This is a genomic window from Streptomyces syringium, assembly GCF_017876625.1.
In the GTDB taxonomy this organism is placed as follows: Bacteria; Actinomycetota; Actinomycetes; order Streptomycetales; family Streptomycetaceae; genus Streptomyces; species Streptomyces syringius.
On the sequence record NZ_JAGIOH010000001.1, the window covers coordinates 209030 to 234961 of the forward strand.

20 protein-coding genes and 4 pseudogenes are annotated in these 25932 nt (G+C 68.4%); 12 read left to right on the forward strand and 12 right to left on the reverse strand.

Annotated features, from left to right (window positions below; translation table 11 throughout):
* Window positions 1–460: 460 nt before the first annotated feature.
* The 4 genes from JO379_RS01050 to JO379_RS01065 all read left to right on the forward strand — a co-directional run bounded on the left by JO379_RS01050 (window position 461) and on the right by JO379_RS01065 (window position 3868).
* Window positions 461–1297, forward strand: coding sequence for a Scr1 family TA system antitoxin-like transcriptional regulator (locus JO379_RS01050; protein WP_209513333.1), 837 nt, complete (start codon window positions 461–463; stop codon window positions 1295–1297).
* On the forward strand, window positions 1294–2445 hold the full coding sequence (locus JO379_RS33830; protein ID WP_209513334.1) for a hypothetical protein: 1152 nt from the start codon (window positions 1294–1296) through the stop codon (window positions 2443–2445). The genes JO379_RS01050 and JO379_RS33830 overlap by 4 nt, the downstream gene beginning before the upstream one ends.
* The gene (locus JO379_RS01060) at window positions 2406–3233 is read left to right on the forward strand and encodes a roadblock/LC7 domain-containing protein (RefSeq protein WP_209513335.1); all 828 of its coding nucleotides are present in this window, start codon (window positions 2406–2408) and stop codon (window positions 3231–3233) included. The genes JO379_RS33830 and JO379_RS01060 overlap by 40 nt, the downstream gene beginning before the upstream one ends.
* Before the next feature lie 65 nt (window positions 3234–3298).
* Window positions 3299–3868, forward strand: a complete 570-nt coding sequence (locus JO379_RS01065; RefSeq protein WP_209518405.1) for a helix-turn-helix transcriptional regulator — start codon at window positions 3299–3301, stop codon at window positions 3866–3868.
* 319 nt (window positions 3869–4187) lie between these two features.
* On the opposite strand, the gene JO379_RS01070 is transcribed toward JO379_RS01065, so the two are convergent.
* The 5 genes from JO379_RS01070 to JO379_RS01090 all read right to left on the reverse strand — a co-directional run bounded on the left by JO379_RS01070 (window position 4188) and on the right by JO379_RS01090 (window position 8542).
* Window positions 4188–4385 carry a hypothetical protein gene (locus JO379_RS01070; protein WP_209513336.1) on the reverse strand — a complete coding sequence of 66 codons (198 nt, stop codon included), beginning with the start codon at window positions 4383–4385 and terminating at the stop codon, window positions 4188–4190.
* Window positions 4386–4514: 129 nt separating this feature from the next.
* Window positions 4515–5288, reverse strand: a complete 774-nt coding sequence (gene istB, locus JO379_RS01075) for an IS21-like element helper ATPase IstB (RefSeq protein ID WP_209513337.1) — start codon at window positions 5286–5288, stop codon at window positions 4515–4517.
* Entirely contained in the window at window positions 5288–6883 is a 1596-nt protein-coding gene (istA, locus tag JO379_RS01080; RefSeq protein WP_209513338.1) for an IS21 family transposase, read from the reverse strand. Before istA ends, istB begins: the two co-directional genes overlap by 1 nt.
* Before the next feature lie 183 nt (window positions 6884–7066).
* On the reverse strand, window positions 7067–7984 hold the full coding sequence (locus tag JO379_RS01085) for a tyrosine-type recombinase/integrase (protein ID WP_209513339.1): 918 nt from the start codon (window positions 7982–7984) through the stop codon (window positions 7067–7069).
* A gap of 33 nt (window positions 7985–8017) precedes the next feature.
* Complete coding sequence (locus JO379_RS01090) at window positions 8018–8542, reverse strand: hypothetical protein (RefSeq protein WP_209513340.1); 525 nt, start codon at window positions 8540–8542, stop codon at window positions 8018–8020.
* A 134-nt stretch (window positions 8543–8676) separates the two neighbouring features.
* On the opposite strand from JO379_RS01090, the pseudogene JO379_RS01095 reads away from it, so the two are divergent.
* Together JO379_RS01095 and JO379_RS01105 are read left to right on the forward strand one after the other, a co-directional pair.
* Window positions 8677–9680 (forward strand): annotated as a pseudogene (locus tag JO379_RS01095) (IS5 family transposase).
* A gap of 23 nt (window positions 9681–9703) precedes the next feature.
* Window positions 9704–10542 (forward strand): annotated as a pseudogene (locus tag JO379_RS01105) (IS630 family transposase); the annotation flags it as partial.
* Here JO379_RS01105 and lexA read toward each other — a convergent pair.
* The 6 genes from lexA to JO379_RS01130 form a co-directional block, all read right to left on the reverse strand.
* A complete protein-coding gene (gene lexA / locus JO379_RS01110; RefSeq protein ID WP_209513342.1) occupies window positions 10536–11273 on the reverse strand; it encodes a transcriptional repressor LexA in 738 nt (245 codons plus the stop codon). The pseudogene JO379_RS01105 and the gene lexA overlap by 7 nt on opposite strands.
* Before the next feature lie 180 nt (window positions 11274–11453).
* The gene (locus JO379_RS33000) at window positions 11454–11684 is read right to left on the reverse strand and encodes a hypothetical protein (protein WP_245381326.1); all 231 of its coding nucleotides are present in this window, start codon (window positions 11682–11684) and stop codon (window positions 11454–11456) included.
* Window positions 11685–11731: 47 nt separating this feature from the next.
* Window positions 11732–12763 carry an SWIM zinc finger family protein gene (locus JO379_RS33005; RefSeq protein WP_281066567.1) on the reverse strand — a complete coding sequence of 344 codons (1032 nt, stop codon included), beginning with the start codon at window positions 12761–12763 and terminating at the stop codon, window positions 11732–11734.
* A complete protein-coding gene (locus JO379_RS01120; protein WP_209518407.1) occupies window positions 12760–15615 on the reverse strand; it encodes an SCO1167/SCO6262 family helicase in 2856 nt (951 codons plus the stop codon). The genes JO379_RS33005 and JO379_RS01120 overlap by 4 nt, the downstream gene beginning before the upstream one ends.
* Before the next feature lie 307 nt (window positions 15616–15922).
* A complete protein-coding gene (locus JO379_RS01125) occupies window positions 15923–16225 on the reverse strand; it encodes a hypothetical protein (protein ID WP_209513343.1) in 303 nt (100 codons plus the stop codon).
* 139 nt (window positions 16226–16364) lie between these two features.
* Window positions 16365–17390 (reverse strand): hypothetical protein, encoded by a 1026-nt coding sequence (locus JO379_RS01130; protein WP_209513344.1) that lies wholly within the window; start codon window positions 17388–17390, stop codon window positions 16365–16367.
* 239 nt (window positions 17391–17629) lie between these two features.
* Here JO379_RS01130 and JO379_RS01135 point away from each other — a divergent pair, with 239 nt between their 5' ends.
* Window positions 17630–18676, forward strand: a complete 1047-nt coding sequence (locus tag JO379_RS01135) for an IS630 family transposase (RefSeq protein ID WP_443742788.1) — start codon at window positions 17630–17632, stop codon at window positions 18674–18676.
* Between the two features lie 118 nt (window positions 18677–18794).
* Here JO379_RS01135 and JO379_RS01140 read toward each other — a convergent pair whose 3' ends face one another.
* Entirely contained in the window at window positions 18795–19538 is a 744-nt protein-coding gene (locus JO379_RS01140) for a transposase family protein (RefSeq protein ID WP_209513345.1), read from the reverse strand.
* A 134-nt stretch (window positions 19539–19672) separates the two neighbouring features.
* Here JO379_RS01140 and JO379_RS01145 point away from each other — a divergent pair.
* The 5 genes and pseudogenes from JO379_RS01145 to JO379_RS01165 all read left to right on the forward strand — a co-directional run.
* Window positions 19673–19963, forward strand: a pseudogene (locus JO379_RS01145) (IS3 family transposase); the annotation flags it as partial.
* A gap of 538 nt (window positions 19964–20501) precedes the next feature.
* Window positions 20502–22409 carry a 1-deoxy-D-xylulose-5-phosphate synthase gene (locus tag JO379_RS01150; protein WP_209513347.1) on the forward strand — a complete coding sequence of 636 codons (1908 nt, stop codon included), beginning with the start codon at window positions 20502–20504 and terminating at the stop codon, window positions 22407–22409.
* Window positions 22406–23213: pseudogene (locus JO379_RS01155) on the forward strand (flavodoxin-dependent (E)-4-hydroxy-3-methylbut-2-enyl-diphosphate synthase); the annotation flags it as partial. The gene JO379_RS01150 and the pseudogene JO379_RS01155, both read left to right, overlap by 4 nt.
* Window positions 23214–23239: 26 nt before the next feature.
* A complete protein-coding gene (locus tag JO379_RS01160; RefSeq protein ID WP_209513348.1) occupies window positions 23240–24619 on the forward strand; it encodes a cytochrome P450 in 1380 nt (459 codons plus the stop codon).
* Window positions 24620–24843: 224 nt separating this feature from the next.
* A complete protein-coding gene (locus tag JO379_RS01165) occupies window positions 24844–25704 on the forward strand; it encodes a geranyl diphosphate 2-C-methyltransferase (RefSeq protein WP_209518409.1) in 861 nt (286 codons plus the stop codon).
* Window positions 25705–25932: the final 228 nt, after the last annotated feature.

Consider the following 25932-nt stretch of genomic DNA (forward strand, 5'->3'; position numbering starts at 1 on the left):
GTCTTCGGTGTCTCTTTCGCCCCGGGGGCGGAGAGGGTGTCTGTGGTGGTCTATGCCCTCACCACTGCCCATGGTGACCCGGCGGATGCCCTGGCTGAGGCGCAGGGGTTCGCGTTCTCCCGCAGGTGGCAGGTGCGGGGGTGTTTTCACGATGTCACGGGTGATACCGAGCCCAGGACCCGGCCGGGGTGGGCCAGGGTCCGCCGGGCGCTGCTGGAGCAGCGCGCCCACGGGGTCCTCATGCCGACCCGGACCCACCTCAGCACCTGCGACCGCTTGTACAGGGTTGAGTTGTGCTGGTGCCGCGACCACCGCGTCTTCCTGGCGCTCGTGCACCCCGAAACGGCCCTGTGACGCCCGTGATCATCACCTGTCCCGGTACAGCAGGCCCCGCGTCCTCACCGGCAGCAGGGGGTCACGCGCGGCCGTCGTCCCGATCATTGCCCTGGGGGGTAACACCATGAGCAGTCCGCCACCGGCCGCCGCCGCCCTCGTTGTCGGCGTGTACCTGCGGTACTTACGCTGCCGGGCCGGGAAGGTCCAGCAGGACGCGGCAGATGCGACCGGTTGCAGCGTCGCGACGATCAGCCGGATGGAGCGTGCCGAGGCCCTGCCGCCTGAGGGCGACCTTGGGACGCTCCTGCGTCTGTACAACCGCTACAGCGCCTGGGAGCTTGAGGGGCTCAAACATCTGCTGGCACAGGCCCGGCCCCGGCAGGCCTGTCACCGGGCGGGTGACGTGGCCCCCGGGTGGCGGGTCCGCTTGTTCGGTGTCGAGCGGGAGGCGATATCCATGCGGGTCTACTCCTCCCTCATGGTGCCGGGGATGTTCCAGGCTCCGGCGTATGCGCAGGCGCTGGTCAGGCGGCACGGTGGGCTGATCGTCGATCCCGACCTGTCGGCCGTCACCGCCCGGCCCGCGCCTCGGGGGCACCCTTCCGGGTGCCGGGTGGAGATCGTGCTGGAGGAGGCAGCCCTGCGCAGCGCGACCTGGGGGCCCGGGGTCGTGGCAGGCCAGTGCTGGTGGCTGCGCCGTGCGGCCGATCTGGAGCAGGTCGAGGTGCGTTTCCTGAGCCCGGAGCAGGGACTGAGCGTGCCGCCGGGCAACCTTGCGGAGCTGACCTTGCCGGGCGGGCAGCTGTTGTTCGTCCAGGAGTCGCTCGCGGTGGACGACTCCAACTCCGGTGACAGCTCTCTGCACACGGTGCTGGACGGCCTGTGGGCTCAAGCCGGTTCTGCGGAGGAGGGCTTGGCGGTGCTGCGGGAGATTGAGGACCGCTGCGGGGAGGAGGAGTGAGCCGGGAGCGGGGTTTCTGGCCGGTGTATCACCCGGCGGGCCTGGACCACGAGCTGCACCCGGTGCTGGAGGAGCTGGAGGCCGGCCGCTGGCTGGCCATGCGCAACCTCCTTGCCACCACGCGGAATCGCTGGGGGTTACGTACCGCCCGGACCCAGGTCCTGGCGGCTGTGGCGGCGCGCTCGACCGTCATCCAGGAATGGGAGGCGGAAGAGCGCGGCAGCGTCGACGCCACGGTGATGCGGGCCCGGGTGAAGGTGGAGCGGGCCCTGCGGGCGCACCGTCATCAGCTCTCCGGTGTGTGGGAGGTGGTTCAGGACGCCCGCGTGGCCTGTGAGGCAGCGGCCCGGGTCGCGCCTGCCGACCCGGTCCCGTGGGTGTGCCGGCTAGCGCTGGCGCAGCTGGATGAGCGGCAGATGCTGCAGGAGAACCGGGCCCGGGCTCCGGAGCGCATGCTGCCGCCGGGCCCGTGGGAGCTGCTGGAGCAGGCGCGCGAGCGTGACCTGGGTAACCGTGAGGCGTGCCACCGCATGCTGCAGTTCCTGTATGTGCGTGCCGGTGGCTCGCGTGCCGAGGCCATCGATTTCGGGCGCTGGGCCCAGTCCTTGGCACCGGACGGGTCAGCAACTCTGATGCTGCCGCTGTACACATTCGCGGAGAGCTACGGGTACCGGCGGCGGGGTGAGGGCCTGCTGGGCCGCGGGGAGTGGGCTGCCGACCATGCCCTGCACGACATCACGTGCGCGCTCGACGGCTGGTTCGACCACCCGGCCACGCCCATGGTGGAGCGCTCGGTTCTCGACCTCAGCCATCTGGCGCACGCCCTGTGGGCCGCCCACCAGTACCCCGAAGCGGCACGGGTGTTCACCGCGATGGGCCCTTACGCCACACGGCTGCCGTGGGGGGATGTCGGTGACGGCGACGCCCCGAGTGGGTGGCAGGCGGACAAGCCGGTCCTGGCCGACTCCACTGGTGAACTGTCCCCCATCGCTCTGCAGGCCATCGCCGGACTGCTCGACGCGCTGCCCCAGCTCGCCCCCCTGTACGCACCCACACCCAACTCCTACCGCCGCTACCGCTCCGCCTCCTTCGCCCCCACCCACTTCACATGGGGGGGCACGACAACCGCACCTGCGCCGTACGCGTGAGCGGCCACGGACGCGGACGCCACCTGGAGATCCGCCTGCCGGGCGCCGACGCCAACCCCTACCTCGCCCTGGCCTCCGTTCTCGCCGCCGCCCACCACGGCATCCGCGAAGCCCTCACACCCCCGCCCGCCAGCACCGGCAACGCCTACACGACGACCGCCCACACGCCCGTCCCGGCCGGCCTCGACCAAGCCCTCGCCGCCTACGCGGACGGCGGCCTCGCCGAACACCTCCTCACCAGAACGCGGCACAGGTCGAACTCGACGCGCTGCGCTACGAGGTCCCGGACACCGAGCGGCGACGCGGCTTCACCCGCGCCTGATACACAAGGTGCGGCGGGCAAACCACCCGCCGCACCCCCACCCCCGGGAAGGACCTGTGTGTATACCCATCACGACTATGACGCCCGCCTCCTGGACGAGATCGTCGCGGACCCTGCGGTCAGGGGCGCGATGGTGCTGACCCTCGACGGCCTGGTGCGCGTGCACAGCACCAGCCTGGAGGTGCAGGAGGCCGACCGGATCGCGGCCGGACTGGCCGCAGCCCACGCCACCCACCGTGTGAGCGCGGAGTTCTGCCCACCGGGCGACGCCTCATGGCACATGAGCCTCGTCGAGTTCAGCACCGGATACGTCCTCACCATCGCCGCCGGAGACGACGCCCTGCTGTCAGCCAGCACCACCCGGGATACGAAGGTCGACGACCTGGCACACCGGATGCGTGCGCTGGCCCTGCGTAGGGCCCACGACATCACCACCGCACGCCAGCACCTGTCGGATGCACGGTGAACGGGGCGACCGCGGGCCGCATCGTGGTGGAGGTGAGAGCCCAGGACCCCATCTCGCAGGCCGGGGTGGCGGGGCAGCTGCGCACCCGCCCCGAAGTAAGCCTCGTCGGCCAAAGCGACGCTGAAGTCGCCCAGGTGGTCTTGATGGTGGTGGACACCGTCGACGAGGTCGCGCTGCGGGTGCTGCGCCAGATCCAGCGGACCAGCACCGCGCGGGGGGTGCTGGTCATCACGCAGATCGACGAGCAGCAACTCGCGAGCGCGGCGGAATGCGGCTTCATCGGAGTCGTCCGGCGGGCCGAGGCCACCCCGGAACGGCTGGTCCAGGTGATAGGGGCCGTGGCGCGGGGAGAGGGGTATGTGCCGGCCGATCTGCTGGGCAGCCTGCTGGAGCAGGTCGGCCGGCTGCAGGGCGAGGTGCTCGGGCCGCGCGGCGTCAACTTCAACGGCCTGGCCGCCCGCGAGATCGAGGTACTGCGGCTGGTCGCCGACGGATACGACACCGCCGACATCGCCCTGAAACTCGCCTACTCCGAACGCACCATCAAGAACATCCTCCACGCGGTGATGACCCGCCTGAACCTGCGCAACCGCTCGCACGCCGTGGCCTACGCCCTCCGCCAAGGCCTCATCTAGATGACCCAGAGCCAGCAGCAGCCAAACATCATCCCCTGCGGGCTCACGGGGCCAGGTCAGCTGCGCCAGAGATTCGAGGCGACTCACCAAGGTGCGTAGTGATGGGGGTTGAACACTAATCGAACACTGCGACACCCGGCCGCTGAGGCTCGCAGGCCGATTCGCCTGAGCAGGACCACTCCACGTCGATCGGATTGACGACCGTCGAGGCAGCACAGCACACGCTGCATTGCCCCTTCCACAACCGGGGAGTCGAAGATCACGAACAGGAAGCCACGACATGACTCCCCGGCCAGCGCGCGAGGTGACCGATCTGCCCCTACTCGCTCAGCCCGACGATGCCCCAGCCCCTCCGGGCGGCCTCGGAAAGGACGCGATCCCAGTCATCGAGCAGCTCGGTGAACTCGTCGAAGTCGCGGACCCAGCCCCCGGGCAGTGCGGCATGCTCGTCGAATGCCCCGCGCAACCCGTCGAGCCAGGGCCGTACCTCCTCCGACGTCGCGGCCAGTTCCCGCACGCTCGCTGGCGACCTCGCGAGCAGCACGCCATAGGCGACGGCGGGGTCATCGCAGAAGAAGTGTGGACGATCGCGATATTCCCCGAGCCTGGCTTCACGGAATTCCCCAGGTCCTGGCTGTGTTCTTGTCTAGCTGATCGGGCCTCCGGTTGTCTTGTTGTTGCCGTTTCTGGGCCGTTTGTTCGGCCGGTAGCTGGGGCCGTTCATGATGACCTGGTGGCTGGTGTTGATGAGCCGGTCCAGGAGTGACTCGGCGACGACGGGGTTGGGGAAGAGGGGATACCAGTCGCTCGGTGCTCTGTTGCTGGTGATGACCAGGGACCTCCCCTGCCGTTCGCTGACCAGTTCGTAGAGGTCGTCGGCCTGGGTGGCGGTCAGCTGCCGCATGGCGAAGTCGTCGAGGATGAGCACGTCGGGGCGTACGAGTTCTCGCAGACGTCTGTCCCAGGTGCGGTCGGCGTGTCCGCCTGCGAGGTCGGCGAGGATCCGGCTGGTCTTGGCGAACCGCGCGTGGGCGCCCTGGCGGATGGCGAGGTGGCCCAGGGCCTGGGCGACGTGTGTCTTTCCGACGCCGACCGGGCCGAAGAGGATGACCGACTCGCCGGCGTGCAGCCACCGCAGGGCCGCGAGGTCACGGATCTGGACCGCGGGCAGCTTCGGCGAGGACGAGGAGTCGAACTCCTCCAGAGTGGCCTGCTGCTCGAACTTCGCCCGTTGCAGGCGCCGTTGGAAGGCGACGGTCTCACGGCGGGTGATCTCGTCCTGGCAGAGGATCTGCAGGAACTCCAGGTGTCCGAGTTCGCCGCCGTGGGCCTGGGAGAGGCGGGCGTCGAGGGTCTCGAGCATGCCGGAGAGCTTGAGCGATTTGAGCGAGTCCCGCAGAGCGGTGTCCATGATGGTCATCAGGCGACTCCTTCACCTTCGCGGCGGCCCTGGTCGTCGTGGTGGTCCTCCGCTGTGACGGGGGACGCGGCGGTCGCGAAGAGCCGCTTGGGCCCGTGGAGGAACGCGGCGGCACCCGCGTCACCGCTGGTCTCCGGCTCCGGGTCGGTCTCGGTGCCGGCGATCAGGATGCCCTTGACGGTGCGGTAGGACGGGTCGCCGACCGCGAGGGACTTCGCGCAGGCCGCTTCCAGCCGCGTTTCGCCGTACTTCTTGCGGAGACCGAGAATCCCCTGGGCAGCGCGGAGCCGGTAGAGCGCGTTGACCTCCAGCAGCTGCCCGATGACCTCGCTGCATGCCCCGCCGACCTCGGCGGCCTGGGTGCGGCACCAGACCGGCGTCCGCATATGGAAGGCGATCTTCTCCGGCGGATAATCGTGCTTGTCGGTCCGCTTTCCTTGGTCCCGGGCGGCGTGGGTCTTGACCAGTTCGCCGTCGTGGAAGATGTGCACCATAGCAGCGGTGGAGCGGATATCGACGCGCTTGCCGATCAGTTTCCAGGGCACCGAGTAGAGGGTGCGGCCCGCCTTGACGTGGATGTCCGGCCCGACGGCCGCGGAGGACCATTTCGCCAGCACGAACGGTGTTCTGGGAAGCGGCAGCAGGGTCTGGGCCTCGACCGCTTCGAAGACCGAGAGTGGTGCGGCCCCGCCCAGTGGCCGGCACTGCCGCCTGCCGGCCACTTTCATGCACCACTTGATGGCCTCGGCCTGCATGTGCTCGACGGAGACGAACTCCCGACCGCGCCAATACGAGTCGCGGACGTAGGGCATAGGCCGCTCGACCCTCGGTTTGTCCTTCGGCCGCCCGGCCCGGGCCGGGCCGACCAATGCGCCGTAGTGGGCGACGAGTTCGCCATAAACCTTGTTGATTTTCGGGTCGTAGAGGTCGGGCTTGTCGACCCCGGTGCGGAGGTTGTCCGGCACCAGTCGTTTTGGTGCCCCGTCGAAGAATCTGAATGCCTCGACGTGGGCAGCCGTCCATGCGTGCTGGTCGAGGGTGAGCACGGGGCGGACGAACATGTGGCGCGAGCAGGGCAGCACCATCACGAAGGCCCAGATCCGGTGCCGTTTTCCGCTGCGGGGGTTGATCCACTGGCCCAGGAAGCCGTAGTCGATCTGGGCCTCCGAGCCGGGCTCGACGTCGTCTCGCAGGACCGTGACCTGCGATCTTCGGGTCTCTTCCGGCAGGGTGGCATGGACCCAGCGGCGGAAGCTGGAGACCGACGCCTCCAGTCCGTGCTCGTCGCGAAGGCGCTGGTGGATCGTGCTGACGGTCACCGTCCCCAGCATTTTCTTGATGTAGTCGCGGTGTTTGTCGATCTCCGGCCAGGTGATCTGCCGGAGCCTGGACTCGGCGAGTTCGGGGAACCAGCTTTTGATCAGCCTGGCCCAGTCGGCCTGGCTCCTCGGCGGCCCGCCCGGGGTGATTCCGGCGGCCTCCGCCGGGGCCAGGTACTTCCTGACCGTCTTGCGGTCCACTCCCAGCGACGTGGCCAGCTCGCTCTTGGAACGGCCCGCATACCAGTGGACGTAAATCTCGGTGATGTCGACCACGGTGAATGTTCTCCTTGCCATCCGGTGCTGGCCCCCGACCTTCTCGAACCACTGGTCGAGGGGCAGCGTCCGCCTTTTCGATGGCCAGGACACCCGCTTTCCGCCTCCGTCATCCCCATGGGGAATAACGTGACCGTGCGGGGTGGGGAATTACGTGACGCTCAAGCCGCATCAGCTGGGGAATTACGTGATCGTTGACACGAGGGTCAGGGCTTCGTCGAGGAGGCCGACGGCGCTGAGGGCTTTCTCCAGGCCGTCGATGGCTCGGGCGGTGGGTTCGAAGACCTCGTGGAGGTAGTCCGCGGTGTTCGCATCAGGGGCGCGTTCGGCGAGCGTTCGCCACTGCTCACGTTTGCGGTGCCAGTAGACGAGGTCGGCACCGGACATGACGAATTTGTCGCAGTTGTGGCAGTTGAGGTTCCAGGGGCAGGCGTCGCCGCTGACGACGGGCTGGAAGGTGCAGAAGCCCCCCTCAGCCGGGGTGCTGCGGCGAGAGAGGTCGATGACAAGCGCTTCGGCTTCCTGACGTGTCATGGGCTGGCCGGAGGACAGGTCCAGGCCGGGTTCGGCTGCTCCGGGGCCGGCAACCCAGACCGCGTTGAGGGCGGCTTCAAGCTTCGGGTCCGTGTTGGCGAGGTGGATGTAGTGCTCGGCCATGCGCTCGGAGACGTGCCCGAGGTAGCGCTTGACATGGATGAGATTCGCGCCGTTGCGCAGGAGCTTGGTGGCCAAGGTGTGCCGCGCTTGGTGGGGGACGTAGTGCCCAATGTCCAGGCCGTCGAGCCACTCGCGGAAGCGGACGTGGAACCACTGGTAGCTCACGTTCTTGAGGCCGTGGCGGTTGGCCTGCTTGGTGGGAAACAGCGCCAGACGGCGCCGCTCGTCGGCCGTGGGCGGGCGGCCGTGCCTTCCTACGAAGCGCGCGATGGTCTTGGCCTGGCGCTGGCGGAGGCGTTCGCAGAGCCGTTCCGGGATGCGGATGCCGTCGTCGAACTTCCCGACCTTGGTCTGGTCATGCCAGAAGATCGGGATGTTGTTCAGCCGGTCGACACACTCGAGGCGGAGCTGGAGCACTTCGCTGCAACGCCGGCCGGTGAACACGAGGGCTTCCCAGATGTCCTGCAGCCCCCGGTCCTAAGCGTCGAGGCTGTCCAGGATGGCGAGGTTGCGGTCGCTGGCCAGTGCACGGGCCACGTCGTCGGGGAAGGGGCGGCGTCGTCCGGGCTTCTGCTCGCCGGTCGGCACGGCCACGACGAAGGGGCGGCCCAGCCCGATCCGTTCAGTTTCCCCGGCGTCCATCGCGGTCCGCAGGACCTGACGCACGCCGTTGAAGTTCTGTCCGGCCATCCGCTGGGTGACGCTTGCGGGCCGGGTGCGGTGGCTGCCCTGGGCGAAGAGACCCAGGGACGGCAGCCCGTGCTGGGCCCGGTGGCGCAAGTCGGCAACGAAGTCGACCGCGTGCTCCTTGGTCAGCAAGGTGGGATCGTGGCCACCGGCGGGGGCGTGCGCTTCAAGGTAGGCACTGAGCTCGATGCATCCGCGCCTGGCAGCATGAAACGGCGACTTCGTCCGCGGAGGGTCGTTCGTGAGCCGGGTGTCCATGCAGTCCCAGAGCAGGTCGCGGAGCCACCGCTGGGAGACATCGGACAGATCGATCACGGGGCTGTGGTTACTGAGTCGGACGCCGTAGTGCAGGGTGTCGACGAACCCCGCTTCCTTAGGGGCTGTGTGGGGTTGTGATCACTTTCGGATTCCGTTCTGGTCTGGGGGCGGAATCCGGTAGGACGTTGGGTGTGACGCGTAGGCAACTCACGGATGATCAGTGGGCGTTCATCGAGCCGTACCTGCCGATAGGTGAGTACGGTCCGTACCCCCAGCGGCTGCGGGATCAGTTCGAGGGGGTGATCTGGCGGTTCCGGTCCAGCGCCCAGTGGCGGGAGATGCCTGGTGAGTTTGGCCCGTGGCCGACGGTCTACGGCCGTTTCCGGGTGTGGAGGGACGCGGGCGTCTTCAGCACGTTGCTGGAGGGCCTGATTGCCGAGACCGCCCGCCGGGGTGAGACGGACTTGTCCCTGGTCAGCGTGGACTCCACGACCGTCCGCGCCCACCACGACGCAGCCGGGATGCGCATCGACGAGGAGGTCATGGAGGCTCTGGAGAAAGCCGCTGCCGGGCAGGAGCGTGGCCGGCAGAAGGGGGCGGCCCGCAGGGACACAACGGGCAGGACGACGAGGACAGCCCCGGGCGAGACGAACGGCGACGCATCCGGCGACGCCGCAGACTTCGTCTGAACCAAGCCCTGCTGGGCAGGTCCAGGGGCGGGCTGACCAGCACAGTCCATCTCGCCGGGGACCGCAGGTGCCGGCCCCTGTCGCTCGTCCTGACCGTCGGACAGGCCGCCGACAGCCCGCAGTTCGTCCCCGTGGTTAAGAAGGTGCGTGTCCGCCTGCCCGTCGGGCGTCCCCGCACCCGGCCCGGCGCCGTCGCTGCGGACAAGGCCTATTCCTCCCGGGCCAACCGCGCCTACCTGCGGAAACGCCAGATCAAGGCTGTCATCCCGGAGAAGAGGGACCAGGCCGCCAACCGCTGGAAGAAGGGCAGCCGGGGCGGCCGGACCGTCAGCCACGACGCCGGCCTCTACAAGGAGCGGAACACCGTCAAGCGCCTGATCAACAAGCTGAAGGCCTGGCGGGGCATCGCGACCCGCTACGACAAGACACCCGAAAGCTACCTCGCAGGCCTCCACCTCCGCGCCTCGATGATCTGGATCAACGACCTCCCAAAGACACCCGGCTGATCACAACCTCACACAGTCCCTAGGAGGAGGAACTGGCCAAGGGCCCAGTCGCCCACGGCTGGCCGGACCAGAGATGGACACTGGCCAGGATCAAGACTCTGATCGGCCGCCGGTTTCACAAACCGATGACACTGTCGGGGATCTCGCAGATGCTGCGGCGGCATGGCTGGAGTCATCAGGTACCGGCACGCCGTGCGGTCGAACGCGACGAGGCGACGGTGACCGGCTGGGTGAAGGACGTGTGGCCGCACGTGGAAACACCGCGGCGGCGCTCGGGGCCTGGATCGTCTTCGAGGACGAAGCCGGCTTCTCGATGACGCCGCCGACCTCACGCACCTGGAGCAAACGCGGCAGCACACCGGTCATCCGGGTCCGCGGACGCTCCCAGCGACGCTTTTCCGTCGCAGCCCTGTGCTGCTACAAACCTGGGACGCGGTCCCGCCTGGTCTACCGGCCCAAACGACATACCGATCACCAAGGCGGGGGCCGCAAGAGTTTCGCCTGGACCGAGTACCGAGCCCTCCTCATCGCCGCCCATCAGCAGCCTGACGGACCCATTCTCCTCATCTGGGACAACTTGAATGTCCACAAAGACCGCCGGATGCAGGCCTTCATCGATGCGCAGGACTGGATCTCGGCCTACCACCTGCCGCCCTACGCACCCGACCTCAACCCCGTCGAGGGCATCTGGTCAATCCTCCGCCGCACCACCCAGGCCAACACCGCCTTCACTGACCCGGACCACCTCAAGCGCCGACTCCGACACGGCCTCCGCCACATCCAATACCGCAGCGACATCATCGACGGATGCCTCACCGGCACCGGACTCACACTCACGACACCACGACTACAAGGTCAGTAGAGAGAGCGCAGCACCGCGACGACCTTGCCCAGGATTGCTGCGTCGTTCTCCAGACGAATCGGCTGGTAGGCGATGTTGCAGGGCATCAGCCATGCGCCGTCGTCGGCGATGCGCAGCTTCTTGACGGTGGCCTCGCCGTCGGCCAGGAGGGCACCGACGATGTCGCCGGGGTCTGCGGCGCTCTGACGTCGTACGGTGACCACATCACCATCTCTGATACCGGCGTCGATCATGCTCTGGCCCACGACTGTCAGCGCGAACAGCTCCCCGTGGCCCACTGCTTGCCGTGGCATCGGGAGCACGTCCTGGGTCTCCTGTCCAGCCAGGAGGGGAGCCCCGGCGGCGATCCTGCCGAGGAGCGGGACATGTGCCACGGCGGCGTTCCTCTCGGCCTCCTCCTCCCGTGGGGAGAGGTACGCATCGGACGGCGGCGTGGGCAGGGAGCGGGCATCAGCCAGTGCCTGGGCGTGCGGAGCGAGGGCGTACGCGCGTGGCCGGTGCGGGTCTCGATGAAGGAACCCTTTACGCTCCAGCGCGAGAAGCTGGTGGGCCACGGAGCTGGTGCTGGACAGCTTCACCGCCTCCCCGATCTCCCGCATCGAGGGCGGGTAACCGCGGCTGCGCACCGAGCTGAGGATGCACCTCAGGACGGCGCGCTGGCGCTCGGTCAGCCCGTCGGCGTCCTCACGGATGCCCGGAGGCCGGCCGGGCGAGGCGGTCACGATAGGCATGAAATCCCCCTTTGTCGATCTCGGGTGACACCGACCGTAACCTGACACTCACGCAAAAGGGAACGCAATTTCGACCTGAGCGGACGTGGCCCTGCTCAGCAGCGAGGGAACAGCGACCGGTCACCTCTCGCGGTGCCGGCAGCGAGGGAGGACTGTGAGCCGGCGACGGTGCCCTTGAGGCTAGTCGGCCTCCGACGCGAGCAGGTCGCCCAGTACGGCCGCGACGTCCCGGTGCGGGTGCCCGGCCGGCCACCAGCCGCCGTGCTTCTTGCGGTACGGGTACCAGAGGTGCCCGTCGGTCCCCAGGCGGAGCTGGGCGTCGTGTCCGATCAGCGTGAGCCAGTTGTTCCCGGCGGCGCGCACTGCGGGAGCGCGCTCTCCGTCCCACGCTTGTCTGATCTGCTCGCGCACGGCGCGGAGGTAGGACGGATCCGGATCCCATGGCTCGTCGAGGATCGTCAGGGCCGCTGCTCCGCCGTACTGCCAGGCGCGGGCCGCCCGGGCGAGGGAGACGGGGGTGCGGTGCGCGCTCCAGCACAGGCGGGTGAAGATCTCGGTGGGGGGCCTGGCCACGGCAAGCCGTACAAGGTCGTCGTCGACGCTGAGGGGCACCGGGGCACCGGGGCGGCGGGCTGCTGAAGGGCGTCGTGGGGCAGCAGGGCCTGGTGCAGCAGATGGGCCGCGCGGGTGGCGGTGTCGGCGGCCAGGAACTCCAGGGCTGCCGGGTCCAGTCCGGGTACGGGTTCGCCGGCCGCGGACAGCTGGGCCACCGGGCCGGGATGGTCGACAAGGGGTGGTGGTGCGGGCAGCGGTGGCAGCCCGGCGCGGGCAGCGGCGAACACGTCCCGGGCAGGCAGACCGGACGGTGGAGACTCGGCGGCGGGCGTGGTTACGGCGGCCTGGGCGGCGTTGCGCTGGTGGAGGTCGGCCATGACCTCCTTCTCGCCGCGCCCTCCTAGGAGCAGGAGAACGAAGGGATCGTGGTCGAGGAGCCGGGCGACCTGGTAGTAGAGGGCGGCGGCGTGTTTGCAGGGGTAGCCGTCATCGGGGCACGAGCAGTACGGAACGAGCTCACCTCTGGTCGGCAGGAGCCGCGCTCCGGCCTGTGCGGCGTCCTTGGCCAAGGCGGTCGGCATGTCGTGGTCTAGGAGGGCGGCGAGGTGCCCGGCTTGTGCTGCAGCCGCATCGAGCAGGGCGTCCCACTGGGCGGCGGTGAGCTGCGGGATCTCCATGGAGGTTCGATAGGGGGTGGGGCGGCTGCCCTTGACCTGGGCGGTGGCGCGGCCGGGGGTGATGGTGATCTCGCGGACGTTTCCGGCGCGGGCGTAGGTGCGTCCGCGGGCGAGGCGTCCGGTGGCGGAGCGGGTCGGGCCTTCCAGGGCGCTGACCCAGGCGTTGCCCCACCAGGACTCGGCGAAGGAGCGGCGGCCGCGGGCGGTGGGCAGCGGCGGGAAGACGCGCCGGCGGTCGCCGCCGGGTGTGTGGTTCATCGGGGCGCGCTCCTGAGCTGGACGAAGTCGGCGAGCTCGGCGTCGCTCAGTTCGGTGAACGCGCTCTCCCCGCCGCCGAGGACCGCGTCCGCCAGCGCCCGCTTGGTTTCAAGGAGTTCGGCGATCCGGTCCTCGACCGTGCCTTCGGCGATCAGCCGGTGGACCTGGACGGGCTGGGTCTGGCCGATGCGGTAGGCGCGGTCCGTGGCCTGTTCCTCGACCGCCGGGTTCCACCAGCGGTCGTAGTGGATGACGTGCCCGGCCCGGGTCAGGTTCAGGCCGGTGCCGGCGGCCTTGAGGGAGAGCAGGAAGACGGGGACCTCGCCGTCCTGGAAGCGGCGCACCATCTCCTCACGCTGGTTGACGGGGGTGGCGCCGTGGAGGAACTGCGCGGTGATGCCCCGGTCGGCCAGGTGGTCCTTGATCAGGTGGCCCATGCTGACGTACTGGGTGAAGACCAGGACCGCGCCGTCCTCGGCGAGGATGACGTCCAGCAGTTCGTCCAGGAGCTCCAGCTTCCCGGACCGGCCCGCCGTCTTCGCCCCGGGCTCCTTCAGGAACTGGGCGGGGTGGTTGGCGATCTGTTTCAGCGCGGCCAGGAGTTTGAGGACCAGGCCGCGGCGGGCGATGCCGTCGCTCTCGCGGATCGCGGCCATCGTCTCGCGGACCACCGCCTCGTAGAGGGCCACCTGCTCCTTGGTCAGGGTGACGGGGTGGTCGGTGGCGGTTTTCGGCGGCAGTTCGGGAGCGATACCCGGATCCGACTTCTTGCGGCGCAGCAGGAACGGGGCGACCAGCGCGGCCAGGCGCCGGGCGGCGCCGGGGTCCTCGCCGCTCTCCGCACCCCGGGCGTACTGGTCACAGAACGCCTTCAAGGACCCCAGCAGTCCCGGGGTCGTCCAGTCCAGCAGCGCCCACAATTCCGACAAATTGTTCTCGACGGGCGTTCCGGTGAGCGCGACCCTGGCCCGGGCCCGCAGCGTCCGCAGGGCCTTCGCGGTCGCCGAGAAGGGGTTCTTCACATGCTGCGCCTCATCCGCCACGACCAGCCCCCAAGGGTGCTCGGCGAGTTCGGCTGCGCGCAGGCGCATGGTGGCGTAGGTGGTCAGGACGAAGCCCTCGGTCGTGTCGGCCAGGCTGCGCTTGGTGCCGTGATAGCGCCGGACGGGGGTACCGGGCGCGAACTTCTCGATCTCACGGGCCCAGTTGCCCAGCAGCGACGTCGGGCAGACCACCAGGGTCGGCCCGGCGGTGGCCGGGTTGCTCTGGCGGTGCAGGTGGAGGGCGATGAGGGTGATCGTCTTGCCCAGGCCCATGTCGTCGGCGAGGCATCCGCCGAGGCCGAGGGAGGTCATCTGGTCCAGCCAGGTCAGACCCCGGAGCTGGTAGTCGCGCAAGGTGGCCGTCAGCGCGGCGGGCTGGGGCACCGGCGTACGGCGGGCCGTCGCCTCGGGGTCGGCGAGGCGTTCCTTCAGCTCCGCCAGCCAGCCCCGCGCGGTGACCTCGACCCGCTCGCCGTCGAGGTCCGCGCTCCCGGCCAGGACGGTACTCAGCGCCTCGACAGGGGTGAGCTCGCGGGCCTTGCGGTCGCGGGCCCGGGCCAGGATCTCGGGATCGATGAGGACCCACTGGTCGCGCAGGCGCACCATGGGACGCTGCGCCTCCGCGAGCCGGTCGAGCTCGGCCGGGCCGAGTTCGCGGCCGTCGAGGGTGAACTGCCAGCGGAAGGCCAGGAGGGCATCGGTGGAGAGCAGGGACGGCAGGTCGGAGGCGGTCTTCTCGGCGGGCTCGACGACGGCGCGGGCCAGCAGCTGCCGGGCCAGCTCCTTGGGCCAGTGGACCTGGACACCCGCCGCCGCCAGGGAGGCCGCGGCGTCGCCGAGGAGGTCGCTCACCTCGGCGTCGGACAGCTCCAGCCCGGCCGGGACCGCCATGGTCAGCAGGCGCTGCAGTGGCGGCCATGCGCGGGCGGCCCGGCGCAGGACCAGCAGCGCCTGCGCCCGTGCTTCCGGGCCGAACAGGCCGGCGGCGGGCGAGCGGCCTGACCAGATGTCACGCGCATCGGCGACGACCACGGCATCGGCGAGGTGGTGCAGCTGGACCACAGCCCCGAACCGGCCCTCCGCATCCAGCCCCAGGTCGCCGTCGTCACCGCCCGGGCCGACCGCGTCCTCGTCCCACGCGCCCTCGCTGTCTGTTCCGGGCAGCTCGATGCGCAGCGAGATGCCCACGCCCGCGTCCAGGCCGGCGGCCATGTCCGCCGCCCACTCCCGCTGCTCCCCCACCTGCTGCGGCCCGGTCGCGGTCCAGGCATCACCGCCCGCAGCGAGGGGGCCCGCCGGACTACGGGCAAGCACATCGGCGACCGCGTCCATGAAGGCCCGCAGCAGCGGCTCGGCCCGTGGCAGTTCCAGCGCTGCCGCGCCCTCGACCGGCACCGCGCGCGTCTCGGGCGGCATCGCGGCCGCCAGCTCCGCAAGCCGCGCCCGGTCCTGGCCGTCGTACGGGCCGATCCGCCATGCGTCGAACCCGGCCGGGCTGACACCGGGCAGCAGCCGGCCGCGAGCCAGCATGTGCAGGGCGAGCACGGTGGCCGCACCCCAGAACGCGGCCGCCGGATCAGCACCGGGCATCTGGCGTGCCTCGGTGAGGACTGCCAGGGCTTGCGACGCCGGCACGAGGGTGGCAGCCACCTCCCGGCGGCGTACCGAAGCAGCGTGCGGGCGCACCACCGTCAACCTACCGTCGGCGTCCGGCGGCGGCGTTCCGTCCGTGCGCCAGAACGCCACGCGGCTCTCCCGCGGAGGATCGGCCGGAATGAACACCGCGGCGCATTCGGCCAGCACACGCATCTGTGCTGCCGCCGTCGTGCCGGGGCCGCCGTCCGGGGTCTTCACGGCCGGCGGAACGGATACCACGAGCTACAGCCCCCTTGCCCCTACGACACGGCCCACACGTACCGCGCTCGCCGAGCGTAGCGGCCGGAGGGGCCGGGTCGGCGCCGAATGCGGATGACTCCACCCCATTGAGTCACCCTCTGCCCTCGGCTCTCCCCGGCCCCGGCTTCGACCAGGACATCAGCGGTCTTGGGCAGCCGACGCCGGGGGGCGCCCCCAGACCACTGTTGCGCAGCCGCCCCCTTGCGGTCCGCGGGGGTGGCTACCGACGACTCGGCTGGGCCTGGTGGACGGCGGCCGCCAGCTCCCAGCCAATGGCCAGCATGCGCATCGGGAGTGGACCTGCACCAGGTTCGACGATGCGTCTCTGCAGACCTTCGTTGTGTGGGATCACGGTCAGTCCCGCGATGCCCTGGTCCTGGAGCGCCTGCACCCCGTCCAGAAGATGCCGGTCGACATCCCGGCGCTGCCGTGTGAGGGCCAGGACGACGGGGCGGCCGGGCGGCACCAGCACGGCGGCGCGCAGGTCGCCGGCGACATCCTGTGCGGGGCGTGGGTGCTGCACGCTCCACAGCCGGTCCTGCTCGGTACGGGATACCTCGTCGCGTTCCTCGGGGGTTGCCGCCCGCCACGCGGTGCTCTCGCGCTGCCAGGTCTGCTCGCCCCACCGGGCGGCCAGTCCGCTTTGAACAACTTTCCGGGCATCAGCCTCCCTCGAGCATCAGGTTCCTTCCGAACAGTAGGCACTCACCCCCTGCACTGAAATTCATCTTAGCAATATCAACTCGTTCCTTTCCGTCATATGTGAAGAGGACACATGTGAGATCACCTGACGAATTTTCGCTAGTGGTAAGCAGTACATGTCCATCTCCAATTCCAGCAAGACCCACAAGTCCGGAGCTAGTCCCAGATTTCGCCACTCCTCCGCTCGCGAGCTCAACGTTATGGAAGTCTCGGATGGCGTTACAAAAGTAGGCAGAAGTATTGTCCACATACACTGGGCCAACCCAGGCGTCGGAGGCGAGGGAGCGTAGATGGGATTCATTTGTCGTCGTGTCAATGATGGTGCAATTGTATCCGTCAGAAGTGACGATAAGGTGGCGTTCGTCGGGGCTGAGTTTGATGTGGCGGGGGTTGGGGATGGTGTCCCATTGGGGGCGGTCGGCGAGGTAGTGCACTCGTGGGGGGTGGGGCATGGGTTTGAGGTCTTTGGTGACGGCGGCGGCTTTGCCGTCGTTGCTTTGGATGAGGGCGAAGGCGTGGGTGCCGTCGGAGGTGATGGCGAGATCGATGATGGGCCTGTTGTGGGCTTCCAGGACTTCGTAGGGTGCGGGGTCGGACGTTGCCTTGCGGGTCTTTCCGCTGGAGTCGAGGGGGAAAGTGTAGATGAACCCGTCACTGCCCCCGGCATACAGGCGCTGGTCGACATGGGAGGGCTGTCCGAAGCCGCCGGCGAGAGCCGCGCACATCAGGTTCACCCCCTTGCTGGTCTGCAGCTGCTTGACAGTCGGGCTCTTGGGGTTGCTGACATCGATCTCCTGAACGCTCTTGGAGGCACTAGTGTGGTAGACCAGCGATCGGGCAGCATCCGCCACGAAGGTAAACGGGAACTCGTGGTTTGGGTCCCACCGTTTCCAGTCCAGAGTGACCGGGCCGCCCACGGTCTTCGCGCTGGTGTCGATGGTCCAGATACGGAGCGGCGAGCTAGCGCACAGGATGTACTTGCTCATGACGGTTTCCTCCAGCTGATCCGAGTGGGAAGGTGTGGCAGCGAACCTTTTCCATCCCGTGATTCGGCAGTCCTGTGGGTTTGCTGAATTGCTGAGTGCTCAGGTGGCTCGCGGTCTTGGGGGTCCCTTTACGGTACTGCTCTTGTGGGGGTGGGGGAGGGTGCATGAAGGGGGCGCTCGGAGTGAAGTCGGCTGATTATTGATCAGAAACGGTTTGGGTTCTGGGTCGTTGGGTGGGTGTGAGCGATCTGGTGGGGGACGCGCGGCACTTGTCGCCGTCGGCGCAGGAAGCGTTGCGGCTGCGGGCGTTGGCCGCGCTGGTGGCGGGGCGGGACCGTGAGGATGTGGCGGCGGTTTTTGGGGTGTCGCTGAAGGCGGTCGACACGTGGTGGATGAAGTGGCAGGCCGGCGGGCGGGACGCGCTGGTCATGCGTCCGCGCGGCAAACCGGTCGGGGTGTACCAGGTGCTGGGGGAGGCCGAGCAGGCCGCTGTGCGGCAGGTGGTCTTGGACCACCTGCCCTGTGCGGTGGGGCTTTCCGGTCAGTTGTGGACGCGGCGGCTGGTGGGTGAGCTGATCGCGCAGCTGTACCGGGTGCGGCTGACCGAACCGGGTGTGGGCAAGTACCTGAAGCGGTGGGGGCTGTCCTTCCAGCGTCCGGACAAGCGGGCCGTCGAGCAGGACCCCGAGGCCGTCCGGCGCTGGCATCAGGAGACCTGGCCGAAGATCCGTGCGAAGGCGGGGAAGGACGGCGGCGAAATCCTCTTCGCCGACCAGGTCGGCATCCGGTCCGACCAGGTCACCGGCCGTACCTGGGATGAGAAGGGCAGGACCCCCGTCGTGCGGCGGAGCGGGAACCGGTTCTCGGTGAATGCGATGTCGGCGATCAGTACCAAGGGCCGGATGCACTTCATGGTCTTCACAGAGAGCTTCACCGCCGAAGTGATGTGCCGCTTCCTGGACCGGCTCGCCGGCCACTTCGGTCACAAGGTTTACCTTGTGACCGACGGGCACTCCGTCCACCGATCCAAGAAGGTCCGCGACTGGCTCGCCGCCCACCCCGATGACATCGAACTGCACTTCCTGACCGCCCTACTCGCCCGAGCTGAACCCCGACGAGCTGGTCAACGCCGACCTCCAGCACAGCCTGCCCCGGCAGCACCGAGCCCGCAACCAGGCCGAACTCGCCGCCGAGCTTCTTCCGCAGACGCCAACGCCAGCCCCGTATCGTCCGCGGCTACTTCGGCGGCCCACACGTCCGCTACGTCCTGGACGAGAACCCCATGAGTTTCTGATCAATATGATATTTCAGCGATGCTGCTCCAGAGGGAGAACTGCCCTCACTATTGACATGAGTCGGTTGGGGCTGATGCCGACTTGGCGTCCATTCCCCACTGAACCTTTTTCATTCTGAATAGCTGCAGGTGAGGAGGGTGTGGACGGCCGTGACGATCCGTCCGACGCGGTTGGTGGGGCATCTGGTCCGGCGAAGGACGCGGCAGGACTTGAGGCGGGCGAAGGCGCGTTCTCCCGGAGTGCGAAGCCGGGCATGTACACGGTTGAATCGCTGGTAGTGCGGCGGTTGGATGCGGTGGTGGTAGGGGGTGCGGACGGTGGCGCCGGCTCCTTGGTAGGCGCGGTCGGCCAGGATGAGGATCTGCCGGGTGAGGCAGGCCTGGACGATGCCGTGGGCTCTGGCCGCGGTCAGGCCATGGGTCCGGCCGGGCAGCGCGCGGCAGAACCACAGCGGCGTCCCGTCAGGACGGGTGATGACCTGCACGTTCATGCCGTGCTTCTTGTGCTTCTGTGAGTAGTAGGGCTGATCCGCCTTGATGCGGTCGGCGGGGATCAGAGTGCCGTCAACGATGACGAAGTCGCCTTCACCCAGGCCCACGGGCGCCTCCCGGAGACCGGGCGCCCAGGCGGCCAGGACCTCGAGGGTTTCGTCGACGTACCTCCACGCGGTGGCTTCGGACACACCGAAACCTGCCCCGAGCTGGGCGAACGTCTCGTTCTTCCATAGATGAGCGAGCGCGAGGAGGGCTTGCTTGAAACAACCCAGCCTGCACCAGGGAGAGTCGATCTCGGTTCTGCGGACGTGCAGCAGCCATGCGACATGCTCGATGAGCTCGTGCGGGACATCGAGCATGGCAGGACACGGAACTTCAGATAAGGAAGCGATCAGGAACACCACAGGTCAAACGGCCATCCACCTGGATTTCCGGTGGCCATCAGCCTGGACTCAACTGGCCGCACACCTGGACTTTGCCACGGCCGCCGTCAATCCGCGAGGTCCACACCACGCACAAGGGAACGTACGGAGTGCGCCGCGTCCATGCCGAGCTTCGGGGCTTCGGGCACACCGTCAACCGCAAGCGTGTCGAGCGACTGATGCGTCTCCACAGGATCGAGGGCCGCCACCTGCGTCGGCGCAAGCGCACTACCGTTCCGGACCGGCTCGCACCGCCCGCCCCGGACCTCGTCCAGCGTGCCTTCACTGCCGGGCAGCTGAACGAGAAGTGGTGCGGCGACATCACATATGTGCAGGTCGGTGGCTCATGGCTGTATCTAGCCTAGAACCACACTCGCAGCATGAACCCCGTGTCCGCACTCCGGGGGACGCCTCAATCCGTACCGCACCCTCACGGAACGGCGCGTCATACGAACGTCGCTTCCCCGCTATGACCCTCACCTACCCCTTCAGTCAAACCTCCACGCTACGAGGGGAAGGCCAAGAGCGTGTACGGACGGGCGGCGTTTCCACGGCGGCTCGCGCTCGGTCGGGCGCGCCGGTGGACCGGTCGTGCAGGGGGTGGTACGGGCGTGCTCCTTCTGGTGGGGTATGTGCCTGGTCAAAGCGTTCCGGATAGTTGAAGGTGGAAGTTGAGCCTCCCGTTTGGGTGTGCGGCCCGGGTTTGCTCACGCATGTACCGGGCCGGTCTCCCCTCTTCGGGTGCGGCTCCGTCGGCCGCGCTCGCGAGCCCTCCCCCTTCAGCACGTCGTATGAGATCGGGTTCCTGACTCCCCCCTGCCGACGATAGACGTAGCTCCCTCTGCGTGGGGTGTGCATGTCTTTGCATGTGTTCCCGCGCTGTGGCTGGACGGACAGAACATGGACAGTTTCACGCCATCCCCTTCTGTTGGAACCCAAGACCGGCTCGCGTCGGTGACTGGTCCCGGGGCGTTGCGTGCGCTGCCCGCTGGGCGGCTGTCCGAGCTGGCTGCGCAGATCCGCCGCCGCCTGGTGGACACGGTGTGTGCGAGGGGCGGGCATCTGGGGCCGAATCTGGGTGTGGTGGAGCTGACGATCGCTCTGCACCGGGTCTTCGACTCCCCCCGTGACACACTGCTCTTCGACATCGGCCACCAGGGGTACGTGCACAAACTCCTGACTGGCCGGCACGAGGAGTTCGGCACGCTCCGCCAGGCCAGCGGGCTCTCCGGGTACCTCTGCCGGGCCGAGTCGGACCACGACCTGGTCGAGAACTCGCACGCCTCCACCGCCCTGTCCTACGCCGACGGCCTGGCCAAGGCCCGCCGACTCACCGGCGAGCAGGACCGTGCGGTCGTGGCGGTCATCGGCGACGGAGCCCTGACCGGCGGCATGGCCTGGGAAGCACTCGACAACATCGCCGCCGCCCCCGGCCGGCCCGTCATCATCGTCCTCAACGACAACGGCCGCTCCTACGCCCCCACCACCGGCGCCCTCGCCCGTCACCTGGCTCTGCTGCGCGGTGCGGGTGCGCAGCAGAGCCAGGTGACGGGCGCGAACGTGTTCACGCAGCATGGTCTCGCCTTCATCGGCCCCGTCGACGGACACGACATCCCCGCGCTTGAGAACGCGCTGCGGCGGGCGAGGTCCCTGCACAGCCCGGTGGTCGTGCATGTGGTGACGGTCAAGGGGCAGGGATACCCGCCTGCCGAGAATGATGACGCCGACCGCTTCCACGCTGTCGGTGTCACCGACCCGGTCACCGGCCGCCCCGCAACATCGCGGCCATCAGCCCAAGGCGGCCCTGCGGCTGTCCCCCGGAGCTGGACCAGTGTCTTCGGTGGTGAGCTGCTTGCCCTGGCCGGGGAACGCGAGGACCTGGTCGCGGTGACCGCGTCCATGCTGCGTCCGACCGGCCTGCACCTGATGGCCGAGCGGTTCCCGGGGCGGGTCTTCGATGTGGGGATCGCCGAGCAGCACGCGGTCACCAGCGCGGCCGGTCTGGCGATGGGCGGACTGCACCCAGTCGTCGCCATCTACGCCACGTTCCTGAACCGGGCCTTCGACCAGGTGCTGATGGATGTCGCATTGCACCAGCTGCCGGTGACCTTCGTCCTGGACCGCGCCGGGATCACCGGACCGGATGGGCCCTCCCATCACGGCATGTGGGACCTGAGCCTCCTGTCGGTGGTACCGGGGATACGGGTCGCCGCACCCCGGGATACCGCCAGGCTGCGGGAACTGCTGCGCGAAGCGGTCGCCATCGGAAACGGGCCGACCGCCCTGCGGCTGCCCAAGGCCACCACTGGAACAGACCTCGGGGCACTGGCGCGGATGGACGGAATGGACGTTCTCCACCGAAGCACCCGGCGCCCCCTCGATGTCCTCCTGGCCACTGCGGGGGCCACCGCGCCCGCAGCTGTCCAGGCCGCCCGCCAGCTCGAGGAGAAGGAGGGGATCGGCTGCACCGTGGTGGACCCCCGCTGGATCATCCCAGTCAACCCCGCACTGGTGCACCTAGCAGCCCGCCACCGCCTGACGATCACGGTCGAGGACAACATCCGCACGGGCGGCTTCGGCACCCTCCTGGCCCAGGCCTGCACCGACACCGCCGTCACCACACCGGTCCACAGCCTCGGCCTGCCGTCCGCGTTCCTCCCCCACGGCCCCCGCGACGCGCTGCTCGCCCGGGCGGGCCTCGACGCGGACGGCATCGCTAAGACGGTCCTGCACGCCCGCACGGCTCTCACCACCTACGGCCTCACCCCCAATACCAGCCCCCTCAACGACACGAGGAGGCCGCAATGACCACCCACCTCGGCATGCCCACCCCATCCCCCAAGCGCCGGTGCGCCGGCCGTCCCGGCAGATCCATGTCGGCGATGTCCCCATCGGCGGCGGCGCACCGGTCACCGTCCAGACCATGACCACCCCCCCACCGCCGACATCGACGCCACCCCCCAGCAGATCGCCGCCATCACCGCAGCCGGCTGCGACATCGTCCGCGTCGCCGTCCCCACCCAGGACGACGCCGACGCCCTCACGCGCATCGTGGCCAAGTCACCGATCCCCGTCATCGCCGACATCCACTTCCAGCCCCGCTACGTCTTCGCCGCCATCGACGCCGGGTGCGCGGCCGTCCGCGTCAACCCCGGCAACATCAAACGCTTCGACGACCGCGTCGCCGAGATCGCGGCGACCGCCTCCGCCGCGCGGGTGCCCATACGCATCGGGGTCAACGCCGGACCCCTGGACCCCAGGCCCCTACCAGTTGGCGAGACACACCGCCGCAACACCGCAGGCGCTGGCGGAGTGGGCGCTGTGGGAGTGCTCGCTATTCGAGGAACACGGCTTCCGCGATATCAAGATCGTGGTCAAGCACCACGACCCGATGACGATGGTCGCCGCCAACCGGCTGCTCTCCGACGCGTGCGACTATCCCCTCCACCTGGGCGTCACCGAGGCGGGCCAACCCAGAGGCCCTTCAGACCCGCGGTCGCCTTCAAGGGCATCGGGGACACCATCCGCGTCCCGCCCTCCGCATGCCCGGTGGAACAGGTGAACCGGAGAAGAAAATCGTTGACGTCCCCCTTGATGAAGCCTTCAGCACTCCTCCCTCATTGGAGAGGTGATCAGCCATGACGGACACCGAAACCACATGGAAGGCGGTGGCCGCTCCCGGTGGGCTGCCGCTGGTCGGCCATCTCTTCCAGCTCCGCAGAGGGCTGCTCCCTTTTATCCAACACCTGCCCGCCCGCGGTGACCTGGTACAGATCCGCATCGGCCCCTGGCACGCCTATGTGGTGTGCCATCCCGACCTCGTGGAGCAGGTCCTGCGCCGCGACCGAATCTTCGACAAGGGCGGCCCGGTCTTCGACAAGGTGCGTTCCGTGATGGGTAACGGCCTGGTCACCTGCCCTTACCGTGACCACCGGCGTCAGCGGAGGCTGCTTCAGCCCCTTTTCCAAAAAAGCCGCATGCCCGCCTACGCGCGGGTGATGACCGAACAGATCGGCAGTGTTCTGGGCAGCTGGCACGAGGGGAAGACCTTGCGGGTATCGGCCGAGATGCACATGCTCGCCGCCCGGATCGTAGCGCGGGCCCTGTTCAGCTCCGACCCCGAGGAGCCCGACGATGTCGCCGCACGTGCCTCCCAAGTCGTCGAGGCGTCGCTGGGCGCGGTCATGCAGGGCATCTACCGCCATATGGTCACCCCCGTTCCAGCGCTGCGGCGCCTGCCCACGCCAGGCAACCGCAGCTATCACCAGGCGCGTGCGGATATTCACACGGCCGTCAGCCGCGTCCTGGCCGCATACCGGCGCGACGGCGCAGACCACGGGGACCTGGTATCCGCCTTGCTCGCCGCTCGTGACACCGATGGCAGCGCCCTCGAGGAGGCAGAGATCCACGACCAGATCACCACCATGCTCGTCGCCGGGATCGAATCCACCGCCAACGGTCTGACCTGGGCCCTCTACACCCTGGCAACCACCCCCGGCCTCCAGACCCGCGTACAGGCCGAAGCCGACAGCATCCTGGCGGGTCGCACGGCCACCTGGGAGGACCTGCCGCACTTGGACCTGACCGGACGGGTCGTCTGCGAAACACTGCGCATGTACGCCCCGGCATGGGCGCTGACCCGGGTCACACGTGAAGCAACCGAACTCGCAGGGCAGCGTCTGCCCGCTGGCACCCATCTCCTCTACAGCCCCTACGCCATCCACCACCGCCCTGATCTCTACCCCCACCCCGAACGGTTCGACGTCGACCGATGGCTACCCGACCAGGCAGCCGCCCGCCCCCGAAACGCCTACCTGCCATTCGCCGCCGGGGCCCGCAAGTGCATCGGCGACACCTTCTCTCTCGTCGACTCCACCCTCACCCTGGCCTCCATCGCCGCACGCTGGCACATTCACCCGCCACCCAAACCCGCCACCCCGGCGGCCCGCATCACCCTGACACCGAAAAAACTGGAACTCCGCGTGACATCTCGCAGCTTCCGACACCCGACACATTGACCTCATTTCACCCTGGGCCAGGAGGCTGACAACGTCTCGGATGGTTCGGAGGAGCTCTGACATCGTCCAGGCCGATGCCCCACTCGCGTCCCACTACGCCGTTGAACTGCAAAACCAGAGCAAGGGGGAGGCTCGTGAACGAGCACGCCCTTGCGTGGCAGGTGATCCCACGCCGGGAAACCGACTTCATCCCATGTGATCTCGACTGGCAAGGAGCTCTCGCCATGACCAGCGCCCCCCACCCCGCCATGCCCGCACAATCGGCCTACCAGAAGTCGATCGCCCGCTACTGGGACCACGAAAACAACGACATCAACGTCAAACTGGGCGAGATCGATGGCTTGCACCATCACCACTACGGCATCGGCTCAGCCCACTTCGCTGTTCTCGAAGAGCCCGAAGATGTACGTGAGGAAAAGATCAACGCCGAGCTGCACCGCTTGGAACAAGCCCAGGCCGAGCTGCTCGCCAAGCACCTGGGTCCGGTCAATCCCAGCGACCGGCTCTTCGACGCCGGGTGCGGACACGGCGGGGGATCCCTCATCGCTTTCGACCGCTTCGGCTGCCACGTCGACGGCGTCACCCTCTCCCAGGCGCAAAAGAAACGCGCCACCCAGTACGCCGAGTCACGCGGGGCTGCCGACAAGGTGACCTTCCGTGTGGCCAACATGCTCGATACGCGTCTCGATACCGGTGCCTACAGCGCATCGTGGAACAACGAGAGCGACATGTACGTCAACCTGGACGACCTGTTCGCCGAGCACACCCGGCTACTCAGACCCGGTGGCCGGTACGTGGCGATCACCGGTCTCATCAACGACGTCCACGGTATGGCCAGCCGCTCGGTATCGCGCATCAACTGGCACTACGAATGCGACATCCACAGGCGCGCCGAGTTCTTCAAGGCCCTCGCACGCAACCGGCTAGCCGTCGCCACCGTCATCGACCTGACCCACGCCACCATCCCGTACTGGAGCCTCCGCAGACAGAGCCCTCACCTGGCGACCGGGATCGAGGGCGACTTCCTGTCCGCCTACCACGACGGCAGCTTCCAGTACATGCTGATCGCCGCCGACCGGATCTGACATCGAATAGACCCCGCACATCCCCATACCACCGGCACCCGCCCCTCCATTCGCGGTGGGTCTCACGCTGAACCCAACACGACAGCACGCACCGCTTCGATGAGCACTGCAGTATTCCAGCATCAGCCCGTCATGGCCCCCGATCGGGGGTCGGCGGCGGCTGGGCATCCAGGCACACCGCCCCGTAAACTTCAAAGTCCACACCATGCCAATCCGATGGCACTTACC